This window comes from uncultured Odoribacter sp. (genome assembly GCF_937966165.1).
Lineage (GTDB): Bacteria > Bacteroidota > Bacteroidia > Bacteroidales > Marinifilaceae > Culturomica.
In genome coordinates this window covers 379,413-396,951 of record NZ_CALCLB010000012.1, presented here as the reverse complement: position 1 = coordinate 396,951, position 17,539 = coordinate 379,413, and the positions used below count along the sequence as shown (strand labels likewise).

15 protein-coding genes are annotated in these 17,539 nt (G+C 42.5%); 7 read left to right on the top strand and 8 right to left on the bottom strand.

The features are described from left to right. Position 1: 1 nt before the first annotated feature. Positions 2 to 1,066, bottom strand: a complete 1,065-nt coding sequence (locus Q0465_RS05385; RefSeq protein WP_298613797.1) for a DUF1573 domain-containing protein — start codon at positions 1,064 to 1,066, stop codon at positions 2 to 4. Between the two features lie 301 nt (positions 1,067 to 1,367). On the opposite strand from Q0465_RS05385, the gene rpsO reads away from it, so the two are divergent. The 3 genes from rpsO (at position 1,368) to Q0465_RS05370 (ending at position 5,208) form a co-directional block, all read left to right on the top strand. Next, a complete protein-coding gene (gene rpsO, locus Q0465_RS05380; RefSeq protein ID WP_298613795.1) occupies positions 1,368 to 1,637 on the top strand; it encodes a 30S ribosomal protein S15 in 270 nt (89 codons plus the stop codon). A 163-nt stretch (positions 1,638 to 1,800) separates the two neighbouring features. Continuing rightward, entirely contained in the window at positions 1,801 to 3,939 is a 2,139-nt protein-coding gene (gene pnp / locus Q0465_RS05375; RefSeq protein WP_298613983.1) for a polyribonucleotide nucleotidyltransferase, read from the top strand. A 165-nt stretch (positions 3,940 to 4,104) separates the two neighbouring features. Further along, positions 4,105 to 5,208 carry a PdxA family protein gene (locus tag Q0465_RS05370; protein WP_298613793.1) on the top strand — a complete coding sequence of 368 codons (1,104 nt, stop codon included), beginning with the start codon at positions 4,105 to 4,107 and terminating at the stop codon, positions 5,206 to 5,208. A gap of 20 nt (positions 5,209 to 5,228) precedes the next feature. Here the strand turns inward: Q0465_RS05370 and ndk are convergent, their stop codons facing one another. The 7 genes from ndk to Q0465_RS05335 all read right to left on the bottom strand — a co-directional run bounded on the left by ndk (position 5,229) and on the right by Q0465_RS05335 (position 11,833). Continuing rightward, entirely contained in the window at positions 5,229 to 5,693 is a 465-nt protein-coding gene (ndk, locus tag Q0465_RS05365) for a nucleoside-diphosphate kinase (RefSeq protein ID WP_367274302.1), read from the bottom strand. A gap of 98 nt (positions 5,694 to 5,791) precedes the next feature. Continuing rightward, on the bottom strand, positions 5,792 to 6,700 hold the full coding sequence (locus Q0465_RS05360) for a PLP-dependent cysteine synthase family protein (RefSeq protein WP_298613789.1): 909 nt from the start codon (positions 6,698 to 6,700) through the stop codon (positions 5,792 to 5,794). 12 nt (positions 6,701 to 6,712) lie between these two features. Next, positions 6,713 to 8,479 carry a (Fe-S)-binding protein gene (locus Q0465_RS05355; RefSeq protein ID WP_298613787.1) on the bottom strand — a complete coding sequence of 589 codons (1,767 nt, stop codon included), beginning with the start codon at positions 8,477 to 8,479 and terminating at the stop codon, positions 6,713 to 6,715. Positions 8,480 to 8,511: 32 nt separating this feature from the next. Further along, positions 8,512 to 8,841: a 4Fe-4S dicluster domain-containing protein gene (locus Q0465_RS05350; protein WP_298613785.1), complete on the bottom strand. Its 330-nt coding sequence runs from the start codon at positions 8,839 to 8,841 to the stop codon at positions 8,512 to 8,514. A 9-nt stretch (positions 8,842 to 8,850) separates the two neighbouring features. Next, entirely contained in the window at positions 8,851 to 9,882 is a 1,032-nt protein-coding gene (locus Q0465_RS05345) for an FAD-dependent oxidoreductase (protein ID WP_298613783.1), read from the bottom strand. A gap of 162 nt (positions 9,883 to 10,044) precedes the next feature. Beyond that, positions 10,045 to 11,115, bottom strand: a complete 1,071-nt coding sequence (locus tag Q0465_RS05340; protein WP_298613781.1) for a heterodisulfide reductase-related iron-sulfur binding cluster — start codon at positions 11,113 to 11,115, stop codon at positions 10,045 to 10,047. Positions 11,116 to 11,140: 25 nt separating this feature from the next. Continuing rightward, positions 11,141 to 11,833: a 4Fe-4S dicluster domain-containing protein gene (locus tag Q0465_RS05335; RefSeq protein WP_298613779.1), complete on the bottom strand. Its 693-nt coding sequence runs from the start codon at positions 11,831 to 11,833 to the stop codon at positions 11,141 to 11,143. Positions 11,834 to 12,503: 670 nt separating this feature from the next. Here Q0465_RS05335 and Q0465_RS05330 point away from each other — a divergent pair. The 4 genes from Q0465_RS05330 to Q0465_RS05315 all read left to right on the top strand — a co-directional run bounded on the left by Q0465_RS05330 (position 12,504) and on the right by Q0465_RS05315 (position 17,514). Then, the gene (locus Q0465_RS05330) at positions 12,504 to 12,785 is read left to right on the top strand and encodes an FtsX-like permease family protein (RefSeq protein ID WP_298613777.1); all 282 of its coding nucleotides are present in this window, start codon (positions 12,504 to 12,506) and stop codon (positions 12,783 to 12,785) included. A 156-nt stretch (positions 12,786 to 12,941) separates the two neighbouring features. Continuing rightward, a complete protein-coding gene (rbr, locus tag Q0465_RS05325; protein WP_298613776.1) occupies positions 12,942 to 13,520 on the top strand; it encodes a rubrerythrin in 579 nt (192 codons plus the stop codon). Between the two features lie 540 nt (positions 13,521 to 14,060). Next, on the top strand, positions 14,061 to 14,801 hold the full coding sequence (locus tag Q0465_RS05320) for a biotin--[acetyl-CoA-carboxylase] ligase (RefSeq protein ID WP_298613774.1): 741 nt from the start codon (positions 14,061 to 14,063) through the stop codon (positions 14,799 to 14,801). A gap of 31 nt (positions 14,802 to 14,832) precedes the next feature. Then, entirely contained in the window at positions 14,833 to 17,514 is a 2,682-nt protein-coding gene (locus tag Q0465_RS05315) for a transglutaminase-like domain-containing protein (RefSeq protein WP_298613772.1), read from the top strand. Positions 17,515 to 17,539 lie beyond the last annotated feature (25 nt).

Below are 17,539 nucleotides of genomic sequence, written 5' to 3'. Positions count from 1 at the left end.
ATTACTGAACATTTCCGGTTAATTTACAAGTGACAATTGTATTTTTAGGATCGTTGAGTGTGAAAGAGACGATTTTTACTTTTCTCCCTGAAGTATTATCGGTATTCAACGTAAGGGTTACTTTGGTTTTCTTTCCGGGTTTAATAATTGTTTTAGCGGGAACGACAGAAAGCATTTGATCGTCAGAAGTTTTTATTTTCCGGATGATAAGATCGGATTTGCCTGCATTCTGGATATAGATTTCCTGCTTTTTGGTCGTATTTTTTTTGAGGATACCTAGTTTGATTTCTGTTTCTGAAAATATAGCCTGGGGAGCATTTTGGTAATTATTCTTTTTAAAGGCTGAAAAATCTTCGCAGATGTTTGCTACGACTCCGAGTGAGCCTTTATCGCCGGCATCGGTTTCTATTTCCATCTGATCGTTGACAAATCCCCAATCCTTTTTTTGATCGGGGTAGTAGAGAATACGAACTTCCCCTTTTTCCCCGCTTTTCAACATTTCCGGGATAACAGTGGCTGAGATATAATTTCCTGCCGGGTGAATGCTGATTTTAACCGGGCGGGTTCCTGTATTGACGATATCCATCGATTTTTCCGCAATGGCGGTGTTATAAATACTGCCCAGGTTGAAGTAACTGGAACGGGTTTTGAGGGTACCGATGGAATGAGTATAGTCTGCATACGGATCAGAGTTACCGGCAAAAACTTTCCCTTTGATAGCTAAAGAGACAATAGAGTTTTCTGCATTGGATTTCACCGTGATGGATTTCAGGAAAGAATTGAGACGGTTTTTGGGATTGAAACTCACTTTAATGCAGCCCGTTTCATTGGGTAAAATCGGTTTGCGGCTCCATTGCGGGGTGGCACAACCGCAACTGGGTCTGACTTCTGTCAGAATCAGCGGACCTTTTCCTGTATTTTTAAAAATAAAATCGTATGAGACGATACCGCCGCTTTCGCTGATATTTCCGAAATTATGTATTGTCGTTTCAAAATCTATTTTTGCCCTTTGTCCGAAGAGGAGGAGGGGAAAAAGAATAAATAATACTAAAATAACCCTTTTCATTTGTTTTCCTTTATTATTGTTGTTGTTTTCTATATAAAAGCCGGCGGAATGTCACAAAAGTAAAAATAGAAAAGAAAAAAGAAAAACAGAATTCAATGAAAAACGATAAATTAGGAATTTTTTAAGGGTAAAAAATAGAGAAATGGAGAAAATAAAAATTTGAAACAGACATAGAGTCCCCCCTATAACGAATAAAATTCCGGATAACCCTGCGTTTTCCAAAGGAAAAATTGGGACAGATAAAAATAAAGTGTATCTTTGCGGCGTTTAACGATATTAATTATTTAAAGATTTAGAAATTATGTATTTAACAGCGGAAAAGAAAGAAGAGCTTTTTTCTTCATACGGGAAGTCTAATAAAGATACTGGTTCTGCCGAATCTCAGATCGCTTTATTTTCCTACCGTATCAATCATTTAACTGAACATTTGAAGAGCAATCACAAGGATTTTGGTACACAACGTGCCTTGATCAAATTAGTAGGAAAGCGTAGAGCATTATTGGATTATCTGAAAAGAAATGATATTGAGAGATATCGTTCTATCGTTAAAGCGTTGAATTTACGTAAATAAGCATACGTTTCGGACAAACCCGGGATCTTCCCCGGGCTTGTTTTTATTAATACCTCCCTCCAAGCCTCCATTGCAATTTTAATTTAATCTGAATGTTTTTCTTCGGATCAAATTGCATATCTAATAAAAGAGTTCCGTTAAAATAAATTATTTTAACTGTTTGATTATGAATGTTATTGAAAAAAGTATTACTCTCCACGACGGAAGGGTAATTACCTTGGAAACAGGCAAGTTGGCTAAGCAAGCTGATGGTGCTGTGATGTTGAAAATGGGCAATACCATGATATTGGCAACTGTGGTGTCTGCTCAGGAAGCGGGTCCGGATGTGGATTTTATGCCATTATCGGTCGATTATAAAGAGAAGTTTTCAGCTATTGGGCGTTTCCCCGGAGGATTTACCCGTAGGGAAGGAAAAGCTTCGGATTATGAGGTATTGGTATCCCGTTTAATCGACCGGGCGTTGAGACCTTTATTTCCGGACGATTATCATGCGGAGACTTTTGTACAAGTGACTCTCTATTCGGCAGATCCGGAGTCAATGCCGGATTCATTGGCCGGATTGGCTGCTTCTGCTGCAATTGCTGTAAGCGATATTCCTTTCCACGGTCCGATTTCAGAAGTGAGAGTGGCCCGTATTCAGGGGGAATTTGTGATTAATCCGACCTGTTCGCAGTTGAAAGAGGCCGATTTGGATATTATGGTAGGGGCTACCTATGAAAATATCATGATGGTAGAAGGAGAAATGAGTGAAGTTTCGGAAAAAGAAATGTTGGATGCCATCAAGTTCGCTCACCTTGCAATTAAAGATCAGTGCTTGGTACAAAAAGAATTAGCCGAAGCGGTAGGGAAAGCAAAGCGTACTTATTGCCATGAAGTAAATGACGAAGAGTTGCGGAAAGATGTATGGGACAAATGTTATCAAAAGGCTTATGATGTTGCCCGTCAGTGCAATGCCGATAAGCACCTGAGGGGTGAGTTGCTGAACCGGGTATGTGAAGAATATATGGAAAGCTTGCCGGAAGAGGAAAGGGACGCCAAAAAGATGATGGTTGCCCGGTATTATCACGACGTGGAGAAAGAAGCGATGCGCCGGATGATACTGGACGAAGGAGTTCGGCTGGACGGACGGACTACAGAACAGATCCGGCCGATTTGGTGTGAAGTCGGTTACCTGCCCGGACCTCACGGTTCTTCCATTTTTACCCGCGGGGAAACGCAGTCTTTGTCGACGGTTACCTTAGGTACGAAACTGGACGAAAAAATTATTGACGAAGCTACTGAAAAAGGAAAAGAACGGTTTTTGTTGCATTATAATTTCCCTCCTTTTTCTACCGGGGAAGCAAAAGCCAGCCGGGGAGTGGGACGCCGGGAAATCGGACACGGAAATTTAGCTCACCGCGCATTAAAACGCATGATACCGGAAGATTTTCCCTATACGGTACGGGTCGTATCCGACATATTGGAATCCAATGGTTCTTCTTCTATGGCAACCGTATGTGCCGGGACTTTGGCTTTGATGGATGCCGGTGTTCCGATGAGGAAACCGGTGACAGGAATTGCTATGGGATTGATTACCGATAAAGGATGTGAAAAATATGCTGTATTATCGGATATTTTAGGAGATGAGGACCATCTCGGCGATATGGATTTTAAAGTGACCGGCACAGTAGACGGGATTACTGCTACCCAGATGGATATTAAAGTCGATGGTCTGCCTTATGAAATTCTGGAAAAAGCGCTGGAACAGGCTAGACGGGGACGTTTGCATATTATGAATATTATCCGGGAAACCTTGCCGGGACCTCGTCCGGAACTGAAGCCGCATGCTCCTCGTATTCAGACCATTATTATCGATAAAGATCAGATCGGAGCCGTCATTGGACCCGGCGGAAAGATTATCCAGGATATTCAGGAAAAATCAGGAGCTACCATTAATATAGAAGAAGTAGACAATAAAGGAATTATCGATGTTTCTGCTTCCAATGCTGATTCCATTAATATTGCTTTGGCCCGCATCCGTGCCATAGTAGCTAAACCGGAAGAAGGAGAAGTGTATGAAGGAATCGTGAAGTCGATTATGCCGTTTGGGGCATTTGTCGAAATTTTACCGGGGAAAGACGGATTACTCCATGTTTCGGAAATCGACTATAAACGTATAGAAAAGGTGGAAGATGTATTGAAAGAAGGAGATAAAATCCAGGTGAAATTGCTGGAGATAGATAAAAAAACCGGAAAATTGCGTTTGTCCCGGAAAGCTCTTTTGCCCAGACCGGAGCGGAGAGAAAACAATAAAAACAATTGATTTTTTTCAGCACCTTGAAATAAGGGGAATAAAAAAAGAGGCGTGAGCCTCTTTTTTGCGTTATAAGAAAAAGGAATTCAGCCCTATTTTGAAAGAAATCGTATCGAATGCTAAAGGGGAAATTAAAATTAATTTATCTTTGTATGCCTTAAAAGTATTGGGAAAATGGAAAACAGATTAAAAATAGGAATCACTCAGGGTGATGTAAACAGTATCAGTTATGAATTGATTATAAAAATGATGGCAGAAAACCGGATTTGTGAGATTTGTACACCTATACTGTACGGATCCTCTAAAGTGGCTGCTTACCATCGGAAAACGTTGAATATTGAGAATTTTAATCTGAACAGTATCCAGAATCCGCAGGAGGCTAATCCGAAACGGTGTAACGTAATTAATTGTGTGGATGATGCTGTAAAAGTAGAGTTGGGAAAAGAAACCCGGGAATCGGATGAAGTGGCCATGATTGCCTTGAAAGAAGCCCTGGATGCGTTGGATCATCAGACTATAGATGCAGTTGTTGCAGGACCGCAGGGAGTGAAATCCTTTGAATTGGAAAATGCACAGGGATGTCCTGCTTTCCTGGCTGCCCGTTACGGGCTGAAAGATACAATGCCTCTGCTGGTGGGGACAAAGATGAAAATCGGTTTTGTTACGACACATATTCCTTTCAAAGAGATAACCCCTCATATCACTTTCGAGAATATCTGCCAGAAGCTGAATATGCTGGACAGTTGTTTAAAGAAAGATTTTACCATCCGGAAACCCCGGATAGCAGTGCTGGGCCTTAATCCCCATACGGGAGAGAACTGTACTTTCGGAGAGGAAGAACATAATATTATTATTCCGGCTTTGGAAAAAGCCCGGGAAAACGGTATTATGGCTTTGGGACCTTATGCTACAGACAGTTTGTTCAGTGGGATAGAATTTGAAAAATTTGATGCTATACTGGCCTTATACCACGATCAGGGCATGATCCCTTTTAAAGCCATAGAAGGATATGAAGGAGCTGTGTTAATGACCGGTTTACCGGTGGTATATACTTCTACTGTCACGGGTACAGCTTATGATATTGTAGGAAAAGGGATAGCGGATGAGTCGACTTTAAGAAATGCCCTCTATTTGGCAATAGATGTATATAATAACCGTATGCAAAACGAAGAATTAGGTGCCAATCCTCTTCAGCATTATGATGTAGCCGGTAATGCGAATGAAAGCGATATGAATGTAGAACAAATTGCAGGGGTGACAGAAGAAGTTGAAGATTAATATTTTGTTTTCCGGGCAAATTATTCGTCTATTTTTTCTGCGGGAACCGGTAGTTCATAGCGGGATTCGATGATTTCTCTGTCACTGAAAAAGAAAGCTGTTTCCCGGCTTGCATTTTCCTCACTGTCGGAAGCATGGATAGCATTCCGGGTTTTGCTTCCGGCAAATTGTTTCCGGATAGTTCCGGGGGAGGCTTTTGCAGGATCTGTGGCACCGATGAGTTTTCGGAAATCAGCTACTGCATTTTCTTTTTCCAGTACGGCGGCGACAATAGGGCCGGATGTCATAAAAAGACATAAATTGCGGAAAAAAGGACGTCCCTGATGTATATGGTAGAACTTTTCAGCATCGGAGCGGCTGAGGTATAACATTTTCAGAGCCAGTATCCGGAATCCTGCCTGCTCAATAATGCGCAATATTTCTCCGGTATGTCCTCCTCCTACGGCATCGGGCTTTAAAATAGTGAAAGTCCTGTTTTTCATCACTCTTCTGTTTGGTTAACTGTAGGCAAAGTTATGAAATCCTCCCGGGAAAGAGCTTTCCGGATATGTTATTGTCTTATAAATGTTGTCAACAGACTTTATCAGTAGTCGCTCAGGTTTTCGAACATGGGCGTGCTCAGGTATTTTTCGGCCCGGTCCGGGAAAATGACAATGATATTGCCTTTTTCTATACGTTCGGCTGTTTTCAAAGCGGCGACCATGGCGGCTCCGCTACTCATACCTGCAAAGATGCCTTCTTCCGCGATGATGCGGCGGGCCATGGCGATAGCTTCTTCGCTTTCAACCATAATCTGCATATCTATACGCGAAGGATCGTAGATTGCCGGCACTATAGCTTCTTCCATGTTTTTTAATCCTTGTATATAATGTCCTTTAATGGGATGGGCACAGACGATTTTGATATCCGGTTTACATTGTTTTAAAAATTTTGAGATGCCCATTATAGTACCGGAAGTACCCAAAGCACTGACAAAGTAATCAATGCGGCCTTTCGTCTGTTGCCAGATTTCTATGGCTGTATTTTCATAGTGCGCCTGATAATTACCGGCATTGGAGAATTGATCCGGCATAAAGTATTTGCCGGGGTTTTCTTTCACCAGTTTGCGGGCTTTGCGGATGGCTCCGTCCGTGCCTTCAGCTGCCGGGGTGAGAATGACCTTACCCCCGTAAGAGCGGATAATTTTACGGCGTTCTACAGAGACCGCTTCACTCATAACGATTTCTACAGCATATCCTTTTACAATACCGATAATGGCCAAGCCGATTCCTGTGTTTCCGGAAGTCGGTTCGATAATGGTTTTCCCTGGGGAGAGTTTCCCCTCCTGTTCCGCTTGTTCTATCATCTGGACGGCAATGCGGTCTTTTATGCTGCCGGTCGGATTAAAACCTTCCAGCTTAGCGAAAATACGGACGTCTTTTTTAGTACATAGTCTGTTTATCCGGACCAGGGGGGTGTTGCCTATGGTCTCGAGTATATTGTTCTTTATCATCAGTGTGTGGTTTTAACAAGTTTCAGCAACAATTTCGGCAATGTCTTTAACGGGTATGGCATCGGGTTTTTTAGCAAATGTCTTTTTACAGAGTGGACAAGCTGTTACGAGAACGTCTGGTTTATAAGAGGCGTAGATGCGTAAAGCGTCTGTACTGATGCGGTAACGCTGTTCTCCGGAAATATGGGTATTGGCCAGAGATCCTCCGCAGCACAATGAATTCCGGTCGTCATAAGGCGTATCTATTTTCTGACTTACCGTTTGGAGAATGCGACTGGGGGCAGCGTAGACATTGCTTCCCCGGCCTAGTTCACAGGGATTGTGGAAAACGGTACGGAGGGCCGAAGGTACGATCTTCAGACAGTGGTTCCGGATCAGGTAATCGATATATTCTGTGTGGTGCATGACCTGCATTTGCAGTCCGTATTCCTCTTTAAACGTTTTGTAACATATAGGACAGGAGGTAACCAGGATTTCTGCTTTTGAAGCTTCTATAATGGCTTTGTTTTTTTCCAGGATGACTGAAGCGGCGCTTTGATTTCCGGAAAGCAGCATCGGACGCCCGCAGCATACTCCGCCGTTTTCATCTATAAAAGTATACGAAACATTTGCCTTTTTGAAAATGGAACGCATGGCTTGTATGACACTGGGGGTGAGGTGTCCCATACAACCTGCAAAATAAGCTGCTTTGGCCGGGGAAAAGGATGGAAGCTTGACATAGCTGTACGTATCCTTCGTAATCCGGATCAGATCCGGACGTTTGCTTAAACGTAAGGCATTATGGCGGATGTCGACCGGACAACTGGCCTCACAGCGGCCACACATCAGGCAATTTTCCCGTTGTACGGTGTAATCTCTCCGATGGCGTATTTTTTTCAGAAAATATACCGCCTGAGTATCATTCAGGCCGAGGGAGGTATTCAATTGACAGCGGTCGATGCAAATTCCGCAGCGGGAACAGGAAAAGACCTGGATTTCACTGAAAGCATTGAAAGTTTTCCCTTGACGGATTCCCCAGTTTTTGAGGAAAATATATACCACTTCTGTGGGGATATGCATATACCGGGAAAAAGGCAGTAGCAGGAAAAATAAACCCAGAACGGAAGAATAAGCCCACCATGCCGGATAAGCCAGGGTATCCAGGGGTAAAAATGTAGCGAAAGCGTCACCTGCTGTGTGGGTCAGGAAACTGCCCCCTCCGCGGAGCCCGCTGGTGAAACTTTCGGCTAAGAACCGAAAGGGGAAAATGAGCCATAGAACCGTCAGAATCAGTAAATCCAAAGGTCTGTGACGGGTCGTTTTTTTCAGTCCTACCACCCGGGAAGAAATCCGTTTGGCCAAAGCCAGAAAAAGTCCGGACAGGATGAATAATAAAATCAAGTCCATGATAAAAGCAAAGACATTGCTGTAAGGAAAGGTTTCATTTGCCGGATGAAAATAACGGAAAAAGATGGCAAAATAAGGGGGATTGAAAGCACTGGTGTGGTAAACCATCGATTCTGTTTTCCCTACTACAATCAGTAAAAACCAACCCAGAGCAAAACACATATGCATATACCCCAGAAAAGGATTTGTCCGGAATATTCTATGGTGAACCAAACATTCCAGAACAGTTTCTTTTGTCGCTTTCAGGGTTTTGACACTGAACATCCCTTTTAGAATCAGTTTCTTTTCCGGCCGGGAAAAACTCCTGATCCATCTGATGTATTTAATGATTAAAAAAATAATCAATATGTTCAGACCGATAGTAAAAGGAAGTACAAAATGATCGTAATACATAGAATGCTTTCTATTGGATATAAATGATAAATTTATTTTCTCAGGTATTGTATCATAGTCAGTATCATTTTCCGGGTATCTACTCCTCGCGGACACACCAGCAGACACTTGCCGCAAAGCATACATTTAGATAAATTCTTCGCTGCTTCCTGATTTTCTCCTCTTTTTACCAACATCTGCAGTTTCCGGATATTGAATTCCGTCAGGTTCCCGGCTGTGCACGTTGCCGTACAGCCTCCGCAACCGATACAGAGCTTCGTACTGGGTACTTTCTCTGCTATATAAGCTGAGAAAGATTTATCGTTTTTATCGTAATCGATACTTCTGGTTTCCGATATGGAGTACCCCCAAAGTGTTGTCATGTGGTTCGGTTATTTAAAGGATTGATTCTGTTTTAAGTAGGCTGCTATTGCCCAGGCTGCGGAACGGGCATCTGTAAGGGTATCCGTCAGGTTCATCGGAGCTGTAGCGCAGCCGGCCAGAAAAACCCCTTCCTGATTACTCAGGTTGGTTCCGTAATGCGGATCTGCCGCTTGGATAAATCCGTTGGGAGACTGTTTTAACGACAATTGCCGGGCAGCTTTCCGGCTGCCTTCAGAAGCTTCCATGCCGACCATAAGGACCAGAAGGTCGAGGGTCATCCTGAGCGGCTTTCCGATAAGCGTGTCTTCCACTTTTATGACAAGTTGTTTATCGAGGTTTTCAGCGGCCTCGGAGAGTCTGCCCCTGACAAATTTAATATTGTATTTTTCCTGGGCTTCCCGGTACATTTCTTCATAACCGGGCCCGAACATACGCATGTCCATATAAAAACAGAAAATCTCGGCTTCAGGAATAAATTCCCGCACTTCAATTGCTTGTTTTACAGCGGTGATACAACACAACTTGGAACAATGATAATTGCATATTTTTTCGTCTCTGGAACCCACACAGTGGATGAATCCGATGCGTTTGGGACTTTTTCCATCCGGTAATTGGAGGGAATGATTGGAAAAAAAGTTTTCGAGTTCTACAGAAGTAATGACGTGATTGTAAACTCCATAGCCATATTCTTCTTTCCGCTGGGCTTCGAAAAGTTTAAAACCGGTGGTAATCAGTAAAGCATCCCCTTCTAAAAGTCCCCGGTCACTCAAAAGCACTGAAAATTGCCCTTGGGCCGTCTTTTGCAGGTTGTGGGCTTCCGTGTTCAGGTGTAAATGAATATTGGGATGATTCAGGTTTTCATGTAACAGCTTACAGATTTCCTGTGCATTTTTCCTGTCGGGAAAAAGTTGATACCAATTATTTAAATTTCCGCCTGTCGTATTTTCCTTTTCGATCAAATCTACCTGAATGCCTTCGTTTGCAAGCCGGAAAGCAGCTTCACAGCCCGCCGGGCCACCGCCGATAATGATTACCTTCATAGATTACAGGTTTATGGTTTCTCACTATTCAATTCTCATTTGTCTGTATATTGGCCTGACCATACCAAAAATTAAAATGTCCGGAAAGCCGGAAAGATAAGGGAAAGACTGATTTTAAAATAGAATTCAGTTTTCTGCCTCTCTTTGGGAATTTGTTTTTTCCTATTTTACTTTTAAATAAGTGGGACAGGCGGGTTCCCCCAGCGAATCCCCCCTTATATTCCGGTATTTGGCATCGCGCTCATATTCAATTCCCATTTTGTCCAATAAGGGTTCTACTGCTACCTGGTGCATTTGTAAACCGATTTCCCAGGGATCATATCCCAGTACCAAAGCTGCCAGTTCTTCGTATGTAAGCACCGGTATACCATACCCGTCAGGGCCGTATGTAATTCCCTCCATTTCACTGATCGTATATTGCCATTTGTCCAGAAACATTCCGCATCCCGGGCAATTTGTCAAAATAAAATCCGGTTCGTACTCCTGCATGGATTCGAATTTTTTCTTTGAATTGGCTACGGAAAACCCCCGGTTTGCCATTACCAGGTAATTCCGGAAGCCAAATCCGCAACAATGACGCCGTTCCGGGTAATCTACCGGTTCTCCCCCCCAGGCCTCTATTAGTCCGGAAAGAACCGCCGGAAATTCTGCGCCTCCAATTCCTTTAGAAGGAAACATCTTGGCATAATGGCAGCCGATGTGATCCACTCCTCTCAACGGCCGTCCGCTATGTACATCTTTCAGAGAATAAACCGCCAATTCAGCTATATGCTGACGGAATTTGTAGATGATATCCGATGTATGAGCCAGATTTTTAGGCTTTTTAAATTCTCTCTTCGTAGCTTTCCATAAAAAATCCCGGATTTTTTCCTCTATTTCGGGATGATGTTCCCAGGTGTCCAGAATTTCAGTATATATTCCGAATGAGGTGATGCAGGAAGGCGTTATATTTTCATAACCAGCTTCTGTCATCAAGGCAAAATGCCGCGCTACGACAGTCATAATTGTTTCTATCGGGACTACGTCCGAATGATAACCGATTCCGGTGCAGGTGGTATGCCGGGCATCTTCCAGTACATCTTTGTGTAATTTATTCCGGAGAATATCCAGATAAGCCCATTCGGAACCGGGAAAGAACGTCTGACGGATACAACTGCGCGCATAGAAGTATTTATCGTCGGCAATTTCTTTCTGATAGTCTTTCCATATTTGTTGTTTCCCTAGTAAATTCATATATTCTTACCTCTTCCGGTTGTTTTTATTCGCTGTGAGAACCGTTGTTTTCCGTATAAACAGACATAAAATATTGTTCTATGTCTTTTCCCGATTCTTTGGCTTTTTCTTCCGAACACTTTTGGATGTGTTGTAAAAAGTCTGTTCCTCCTGTAATGTCGAAAATTCTATGGAGTTCTTCCATACTCTGCTCATCCACTTGCCTTAATGCTCCGGGACCCGGTTTGCGGTAGTTGGCATGCACCCGCTCGTAAACATCGTCCAGGTGGGCATAGATCCATTCCCATACCGGACCTTGTTCGGGATGCATTTCCGGTTTCACAATGTCTGGCGTCACGCAATATCCTCTTTCCAGTATATTGGTATCTATCACTTTTTTTAAAGCATATTGCTGCCTGCCTTTTTCAGAACAGGTGAACGTCCCCTCGTCCTGGGCCAGCTTCCGCAAGGCCATAATGATTAATCCGGGCGTATTCCCGCGGGGACAGCGGGTTTTACAGGACATACATTCCCCGCAATACCAGATCACATCCGACTTTATGAATTGACGTATCACTTCCTCGTCATTCCGTTGTACCGAATCGACAATAATCCGGGGATCGTAATTGTAGAATTCGGCAGCGGGGCAAATAGCCGTACATACACCGCAATTCATGCAACTATTCATCCCTTCTCTGTAATGGATATCCTTTTTAAGTTTCTCAATCAATGTACCCATATCCTTTGTTTTTACTGTTCCCGGTTTCAGGACACCATATTACGTATGCAAAATTATATTTAAAAAATCTGGTGTTAAAGTGAGTAAATGCTTATTGTGAATGTGTATTTATACTTAGGCCATCTGTTATCGAATAACTTAGTTATATATGGGTAATAAAAGCATCGGTCCCGGTCAGAAAATATTATCGGAATCTTCAGCTAAAACAGGTTTTTCCTATCCTAGTTCGGTTTCATTTTCCTTTTTGCTTCCCCGTACTTTTTGAAATACACCCTGGGAATGAAACTTCCTTCTTCTTTTTCTGAAGTTATAACTGTTCGTATGACATCCAGCAGACAGAGGCAGTAGTATTTATCATAACCGCAATATTTGATTTAACCTGCCGTCAAACTTTTTATTCAATACAGGGAATTAAGTTTAGAAAAATAAAACAATTCAGGAATATAAAATTATATATAATTTTATTGTTTTTTGTTAATTAACTGTATAATTGTTTATAATCATTCATTGTTTAGAAATACCTGTAAAATTTGATTTTATCCTTATAATGGAGAATGGAAGCATTAAAGAAGTTAAGCGATCAGATTTTATAAAAAATGCAAGTAATTCATTTGATAGCATATGACCAGATAGTTTATTTATACTGCTTTACGTTTTCTTTCAGAAAGAAATGGGAGTCCGTAAAACTTTCGGGGCAAATGGAAAAGATTTAATTTCTTTGTTATTAAAAAATTTTCTTCTGGCAACTCTCACAGCATTTGTCCTTTCTATTCCTTTGATTTATACGTTTGCGACCTATTTCGATAGTCAGTTCGCCTACAATAGCGGTATACCTTTAAATCTGTTTTTGGTCAGCTTATTCTATGTTGTTGTAATAATAGCGGTAGCCGTTAGTTATCATTATTATCAGATCGTAAAATTAGCTATTATCCGTATCTTGAAACAGGATTAAAAGATGTTTTATTTTAACTTCTTACTTTTTATGTAAGAAATTAACCCGTTAAATGTCCCCTCGTAAGAAAGAAAAAATCAGAAATTTAAATGTTTTGTAACTCTTATGACTTTCAGACGTAGATAAAGAGTGTATTAATTATTAAAATTTAAGAGAATGAATAAGTCAGTAAAGGGAACCTTAACCGAGCAAAATTTATTAAAGGCTTTTGCCGGTGAATCTCAGGCAAAAAACAGATATACTTTTTTTGCAGAGGTAGCTAGAAAAGAAGGCTATGAGCAGATTGCCGGTATTTTTTACGAGACGGCTTTGCAGGAAGAAACCCATGCCAAACGTTTTTTCAGTTATCTGGAAGGAGGCATGGTGGAAATTACTGCCGCTTATCCGGCCGGAGTAATATTAGAGACAGCTTATAATTTGCAGGAAGCTGCCGAGGGGGAATTCGACGAATGGCATAATCTTTATCCCGTGTTCGGACAGATTGCTGCTGACGAGGGGTTCAGTGCTGTAGCTGCTCTTTTCAGACATGTTACGGAAGTGGAGAAAATGCATGAAAACCGTTATTTGAAATTATTGGATAACCTGCGTTCCGATATGGTTTTCTCCCGTCCGGAAGAAGTCAGATGGTATTGCCGGAAATGCGGATACGTACATGTTGGTAAAACGGCTCCTAAAATTTGTCCTTCCTGTTTACATCCGCAGGCTTATTTTGAATTATTTCCGGATAATTATTGATCCCTGAAATCATAAAAGTGCCAATCTTTGAAATGCATCTGGACGGTTAAACAGACTGTCGGATGCATTTTTCAGTATAATTGTTTTGATACGTCTTTTGCCGGTTTTTAAGGTGTTTTATCCGGATTGTATTTATAATTCAGGACGTTATAACAGATAAATAAAATCTGGTTTTGCTGAGGAAGGTTACGCTTGACGGATTTCCTGTTTTCGTACGGCAAAGATTCAGCTGACCTTCGCCTTAACTGTCTTTCCTGTATCTGCAGGATGCTGTGATTCCCAGACGGGAGAAAGAAGGGACAGTTACTTCGGGCATCCACAATACGATCCCTGATATTGTTGCCCTCCGTCGTCTCAAACTGACCGTTGTAGACAATAAGAGGGGTAGAATTAAAAAATTAGCTCAAATTTATTTTCCGGCCGGCTCTTTTAAACCAATAAAAATCTGAAATAAAATTGCTAAATGAAAATTTAGTTTTTAGATTCGCAGGGTAAAGTCTAATCGGGTGAAGGGGTGTGTAACGATATAAGGTGGAAAATATGAGGAAATACGATTTGTCTGGTTTTCAGGTGCTGGAATTTGAGGAATTGGATTCGACCAATACGAAAGCTGCCCAGCTGCTAAAGGAAGGGTTGGGAGATCGGTCGGCTGTCCTTACATTTTGTCAGACGAAAGGCAGGGGACAGGTGGGAAATAGTTGGGAAAGCGAAAAGGGAAAGAATATTTCCGTTACGGTAGTTTTCCGCCCTGAAAAATTGCAGGCTGTACGACAGTTTGCTGTATCAATGGTAATTGCTTTAGGCTGCAGGGATTTTATTAGCCGGTATGTGGACGGCTGTTGTGTAAAATGGCCGAATGATGTATATGTGGAAGAACGGAAGATGGTGGGGATATTAATCGAACATACGGTGTCGGGACCTTATATCCGGGCTTCCCTGTGCGGAATAGGGGTAAACATCAATCAGCGGCAATTTTATTCTGATGCTCCGAATCCCGTATCTTTGTATCAGTTGCTGGGTAAAGAACTGGATATCCGCGGGGTATTGGGAGAATTGCTGGAATGTATCGGAAAGCGTTATGAGCAAATCCGGGATTATGCAGGCTTGGAAAAGGATTATCTGGAGGCTTTGTACCGGAGATGCGGACAGTATGCATGGGAAGATGCTGGAGGAAAATTTGTGGCTTCTGTGGTAGGGATAGATGAATATGGAAGACTGGTTGTAAAGGATGAAGAAGGCAGGGAACGGGTGTATGGTTTTAAAGAAGTTAAGTTTTGCTGAAAAAATAGTTCTAATTTTTTAATTAAATTGTATGTTACGTATTGTCGTTTTATTGGGGGCATTTCTCTGTCTTTGGGCCTGTCAGCAGGAAAAACATTTTATTACGGATGTGACTTACCGGAAAACAGTAAAAGAGGATTTTGAACATAAAAAAGAATTGTTAGCTGATTCCCGGGTAGATTTATTTCAGGTTTTTAATCAGCCTCTGACAACGGAAGAGCGTGAAGCCCTGGAGTTTATATATGCTTATGCTCCGCTGACGGATTTAGCCACGTACGGGGGAGATTTCCTGCTGAAAAATGTACGGCAGTCGTTAAAAGTAAGGGAAGAAATGCCTTGGGGAAAAGAGATTCCGGAAAATATTTTCCGGCATTTTGTGCTTCCGGTAAGGGGACATAATGAGGGGTTGGACTCTTCCCGCTTTGTCTTTTACCGGGAATTGAAAGACCGGGTATTAAAGTGCGGGACGATGGAAGAGGCTGCTTTGGAAGTGAATCACTGGTGCCATGAAAAGGCGATTTACCAGCCCACAAACGGGCGTACCTGTGCGCCCTTGACGATGACGACTACTGCCTATGGGCGTTGTGGAGAGGAATCTGTATTTGCGTTGGCTGCCATGCGTTCTGTCGGGATTCCCGCTCGTCAGGTGTATACTCCCCGTTGGGCTCATTGCGATGATAATCATGCTTGGATAGAAGTGTGGACAGACGGAAAATGGAAATACCTGGGAGCTTGTGAACCGGAACCCCGTTTGGATATTGCCTGGTTTACGGCACCCGTCCGCCGGGGATTATATATGGAAGCCCGGGTTTTCGGTAAGTATGAATCGGAGGAAGAAGTGACGGCAAGGAATGCTAATTTGACAGCGGTGAACGCTACAGGGCATTATACCGATGTGAAAAAAGTGGTGATTCGGGTGGTCGATACTGCCGGCGGACCGGTAGCAGGAGCTAAGGTGGAGTATAAAATATACAATTATGGAGAATATTATCCGGCTGTAACTTTAAATACGGATAAGCAAGGAATTTCTTCCCTGACTGTAGGCCTGGGGGACTGGATGATCTGGGCTTCCGGGAACGGGAAATTCGGTTTCGGAGAGTTAGAAGCCGCCCGGATGGACACCCTGAAAATTGTATTGAATAAAAAAGGAAATGAAAGAGAACGCTATGCTTATCATCTTATTCCGCCTGTGGAAAAAGAATATCAGGCTTTGGTTGCAGAAGAGAAACGGGCTGAAAACGACCGGCGTTTTATGAAGGAAGATTCGATACGGAATGCCTATATTGCAACATTTATGGATGAACATACGGCGAAAGAAAAAGCAAAAGCTTGGGGATATCAACCGCAATCTTTTTTCCGGTATATAAAGGCTGCCCGGGGAAATTATCCGGTCATTCTCCGTTTCCTGGAGCTGGAAAGCCGGAGAGAGCCGGAGAGAAAAGAAGTTGCTATGGATTTGTTGGGCGTTTTACAGGAAAAGGATTTACAGGATATTACAGTGGAGGTTCTGGAAGATCAGCTGAACGGAGCTTTCCGGTATGCAGCACAGCCCCGTTCCCCGGAATACGGGGCTCGCGCTTATGCGGATGTATACCGGGAATATATTTTAAATCCCCGGATAAAAAACGAATTTATTACTGCTTACCGGGATATAGTCGCTGCTTATTTGGAGCAGAAGAATATCCGTACGCCTGAAGAATTACTGCTGGAAATGACGAAAATAAAGGTAGTGGATGACTTGAATACAATCAATATTGTTACTCCTCCTGCGGCCATATTGAAAACCATGCTTACGGATTCCCGTTCCAAAGAACAGTTTTTCGTGGCGGCCTGCCGTACAATGGGAATAGCGGCTCGTTTAAATCCGGTGGATGGTAAACCGGAATATTATGCAGGCGATAATTGGAAGCCTGTGAGTTTTGCCGCGCAGCAAACTGTCGGGCCGAAAGGGGAGCTGATGGTTGTTTACAAAGGAAAAACGGTAAAAGATCCGGCTTATTATACGCATTTTACTCTTTCAAAACTTGTGGAAGGCGGGGCCCATTTATTGGATTTAGGAAGTAATGCCGAGGTGGATATGGGAGGTGGTGCTACGTATAGTACGATTTTCCGTAAGCCTGTTTCTTTGGAAGAAGGAACGTATGTTTTGGTAAGCGGCAACCGGAAAAGTGATGGTTCTGTTTTATCCAATATGACCACTTTCCGGATAGAAGCCGGAAAACTGGCGCAGGTAGATCTGGTTTTGCAGGAGGTACAGGAGACATTGACTGTCGTTGGGAAAATCGATACGGGATTAAAATATGTACCGGAAAATGAAGAAAAACCTGTAAAAATTAAATTACCGCGAAAAGGATATACAGCAATTGCTCTGCTTGGGGTAAACCAGGAACCTACCAATCATTTGATCCGGGATATGAGCGGAATGAAAGCGGATTTTGAAGCAAAGGGAGTTCCGATGACATTTCTCTTCCCCGATTCCGCTCAGTTGAAAAAATTCTCCCGTTCCGATTTCCGTCCGCTTCCTGAAAATATGCGTATCGGGTATGATGATCAGGGGAAATTTGTCCAAATGTTAAAGGAAAAACTGGACATAAAAAAAGAAAATAATTTGCCGGTTATTATTCTGGTCAATAAAAAAGGAGAAGTTGTTTTCTTATCGCAGGGGTACCGGGTTGGTTTAGGAAACCAGATGATGAGATTTATGAATTTGTAGGATTAAACGTTATAGGAATGCCCGA

Bases quoted from the DNA above. Each gene is read 5' to 3' on its own strand.
- Q0465_RS05385 (WP_298613797.1), bottom strand. From the start codon at position 1,066: ATGAAAAGGGTTATTTTAGTATTATTTATTCTTTTTCCCCTCCTCCTC.
- rpsO (WP_298613795.1), top strand. From the start codon at position 1,368: ATGTATTTAACAGCGGAAAAGAAAGAAGAGCTTTTTTCTTCATACGGG.
- Q0465_RS05370 (WP_298613793.1), top strand. From the start codon at position 4,105: ATGGAAAACAGATTAAAAATAGGAATCACTCAGGGTGATGTAAACAGT.
- Q0465_RS05360 (WP_298613789.1), bottom strand. From the start codon at position 6,700: ATGATAAAGAACAATATACTCGAGACCATAGGCAACACCCCCCTGGTC.
- Q0465_RS05355 (WP_298613787.1), bottom strand. From the start codon at position 8,479: ATGTATTACGATCATTTTGTACTTCCTTTTACTATCGGTCTGAACATA.
- Q0465_RS05350 (WP_298613785.1), bottom strand. From the start codon at position 8,841: ATGACAACACTTTGGGGGTACTCCATATCGGAAACCAGAAGTATCGAT.
- Q0465_RS05345 (WP_298613783.1), bottom strand. From the start codon at position 9,882: ATGAAGGTAATCATTATCGGCGGTGGCCCGGCGGGCTGTGAAGCTGCT.
- Q0465_RS05340 (WP_298613781.1), bottom strand. From the start codon at position 11,115: ATGAATTTACTAGGGAAACAACAAATATGGAAAGACTATCAGAAAGAA.
- Q0465_RS05335 (WP_298613779.1), bottom strand. From the start codon at position 11,833: ATGGGTACATTGATTGAGAAACTTAAAAAGGATATCCATTACAGAGAA.
- Q0465_RS05330 (WP_298613777.1), top strand. From the start codon at position 12,504: ATGGGAGTCCGTAAAACTTTCGGGGCAAATGGAAAAGATTTAATTTCT.
- rbr (WP_298613776.1), top strand. From the start codon at position 12,942: ATGAATAAGTCAGTAAAGGGAACCTTAACCGAGCAAAATTTATTAAAG.
- Q0465_RS05320 (WP_298613774.1), top strand. From the start codon at position 14,061: ATGAGGAAATACGATTTGTCTGGTTTTCAGGTGCTGGAATTTGAGGAA.
- Q0465_RS05315 (WP_298613772.1), top strand. From the start codon at position 14,833: ATGTTACGTATTGTCGTTTTATTGGGGGCATTTCTCTGTCTTTGGGCC.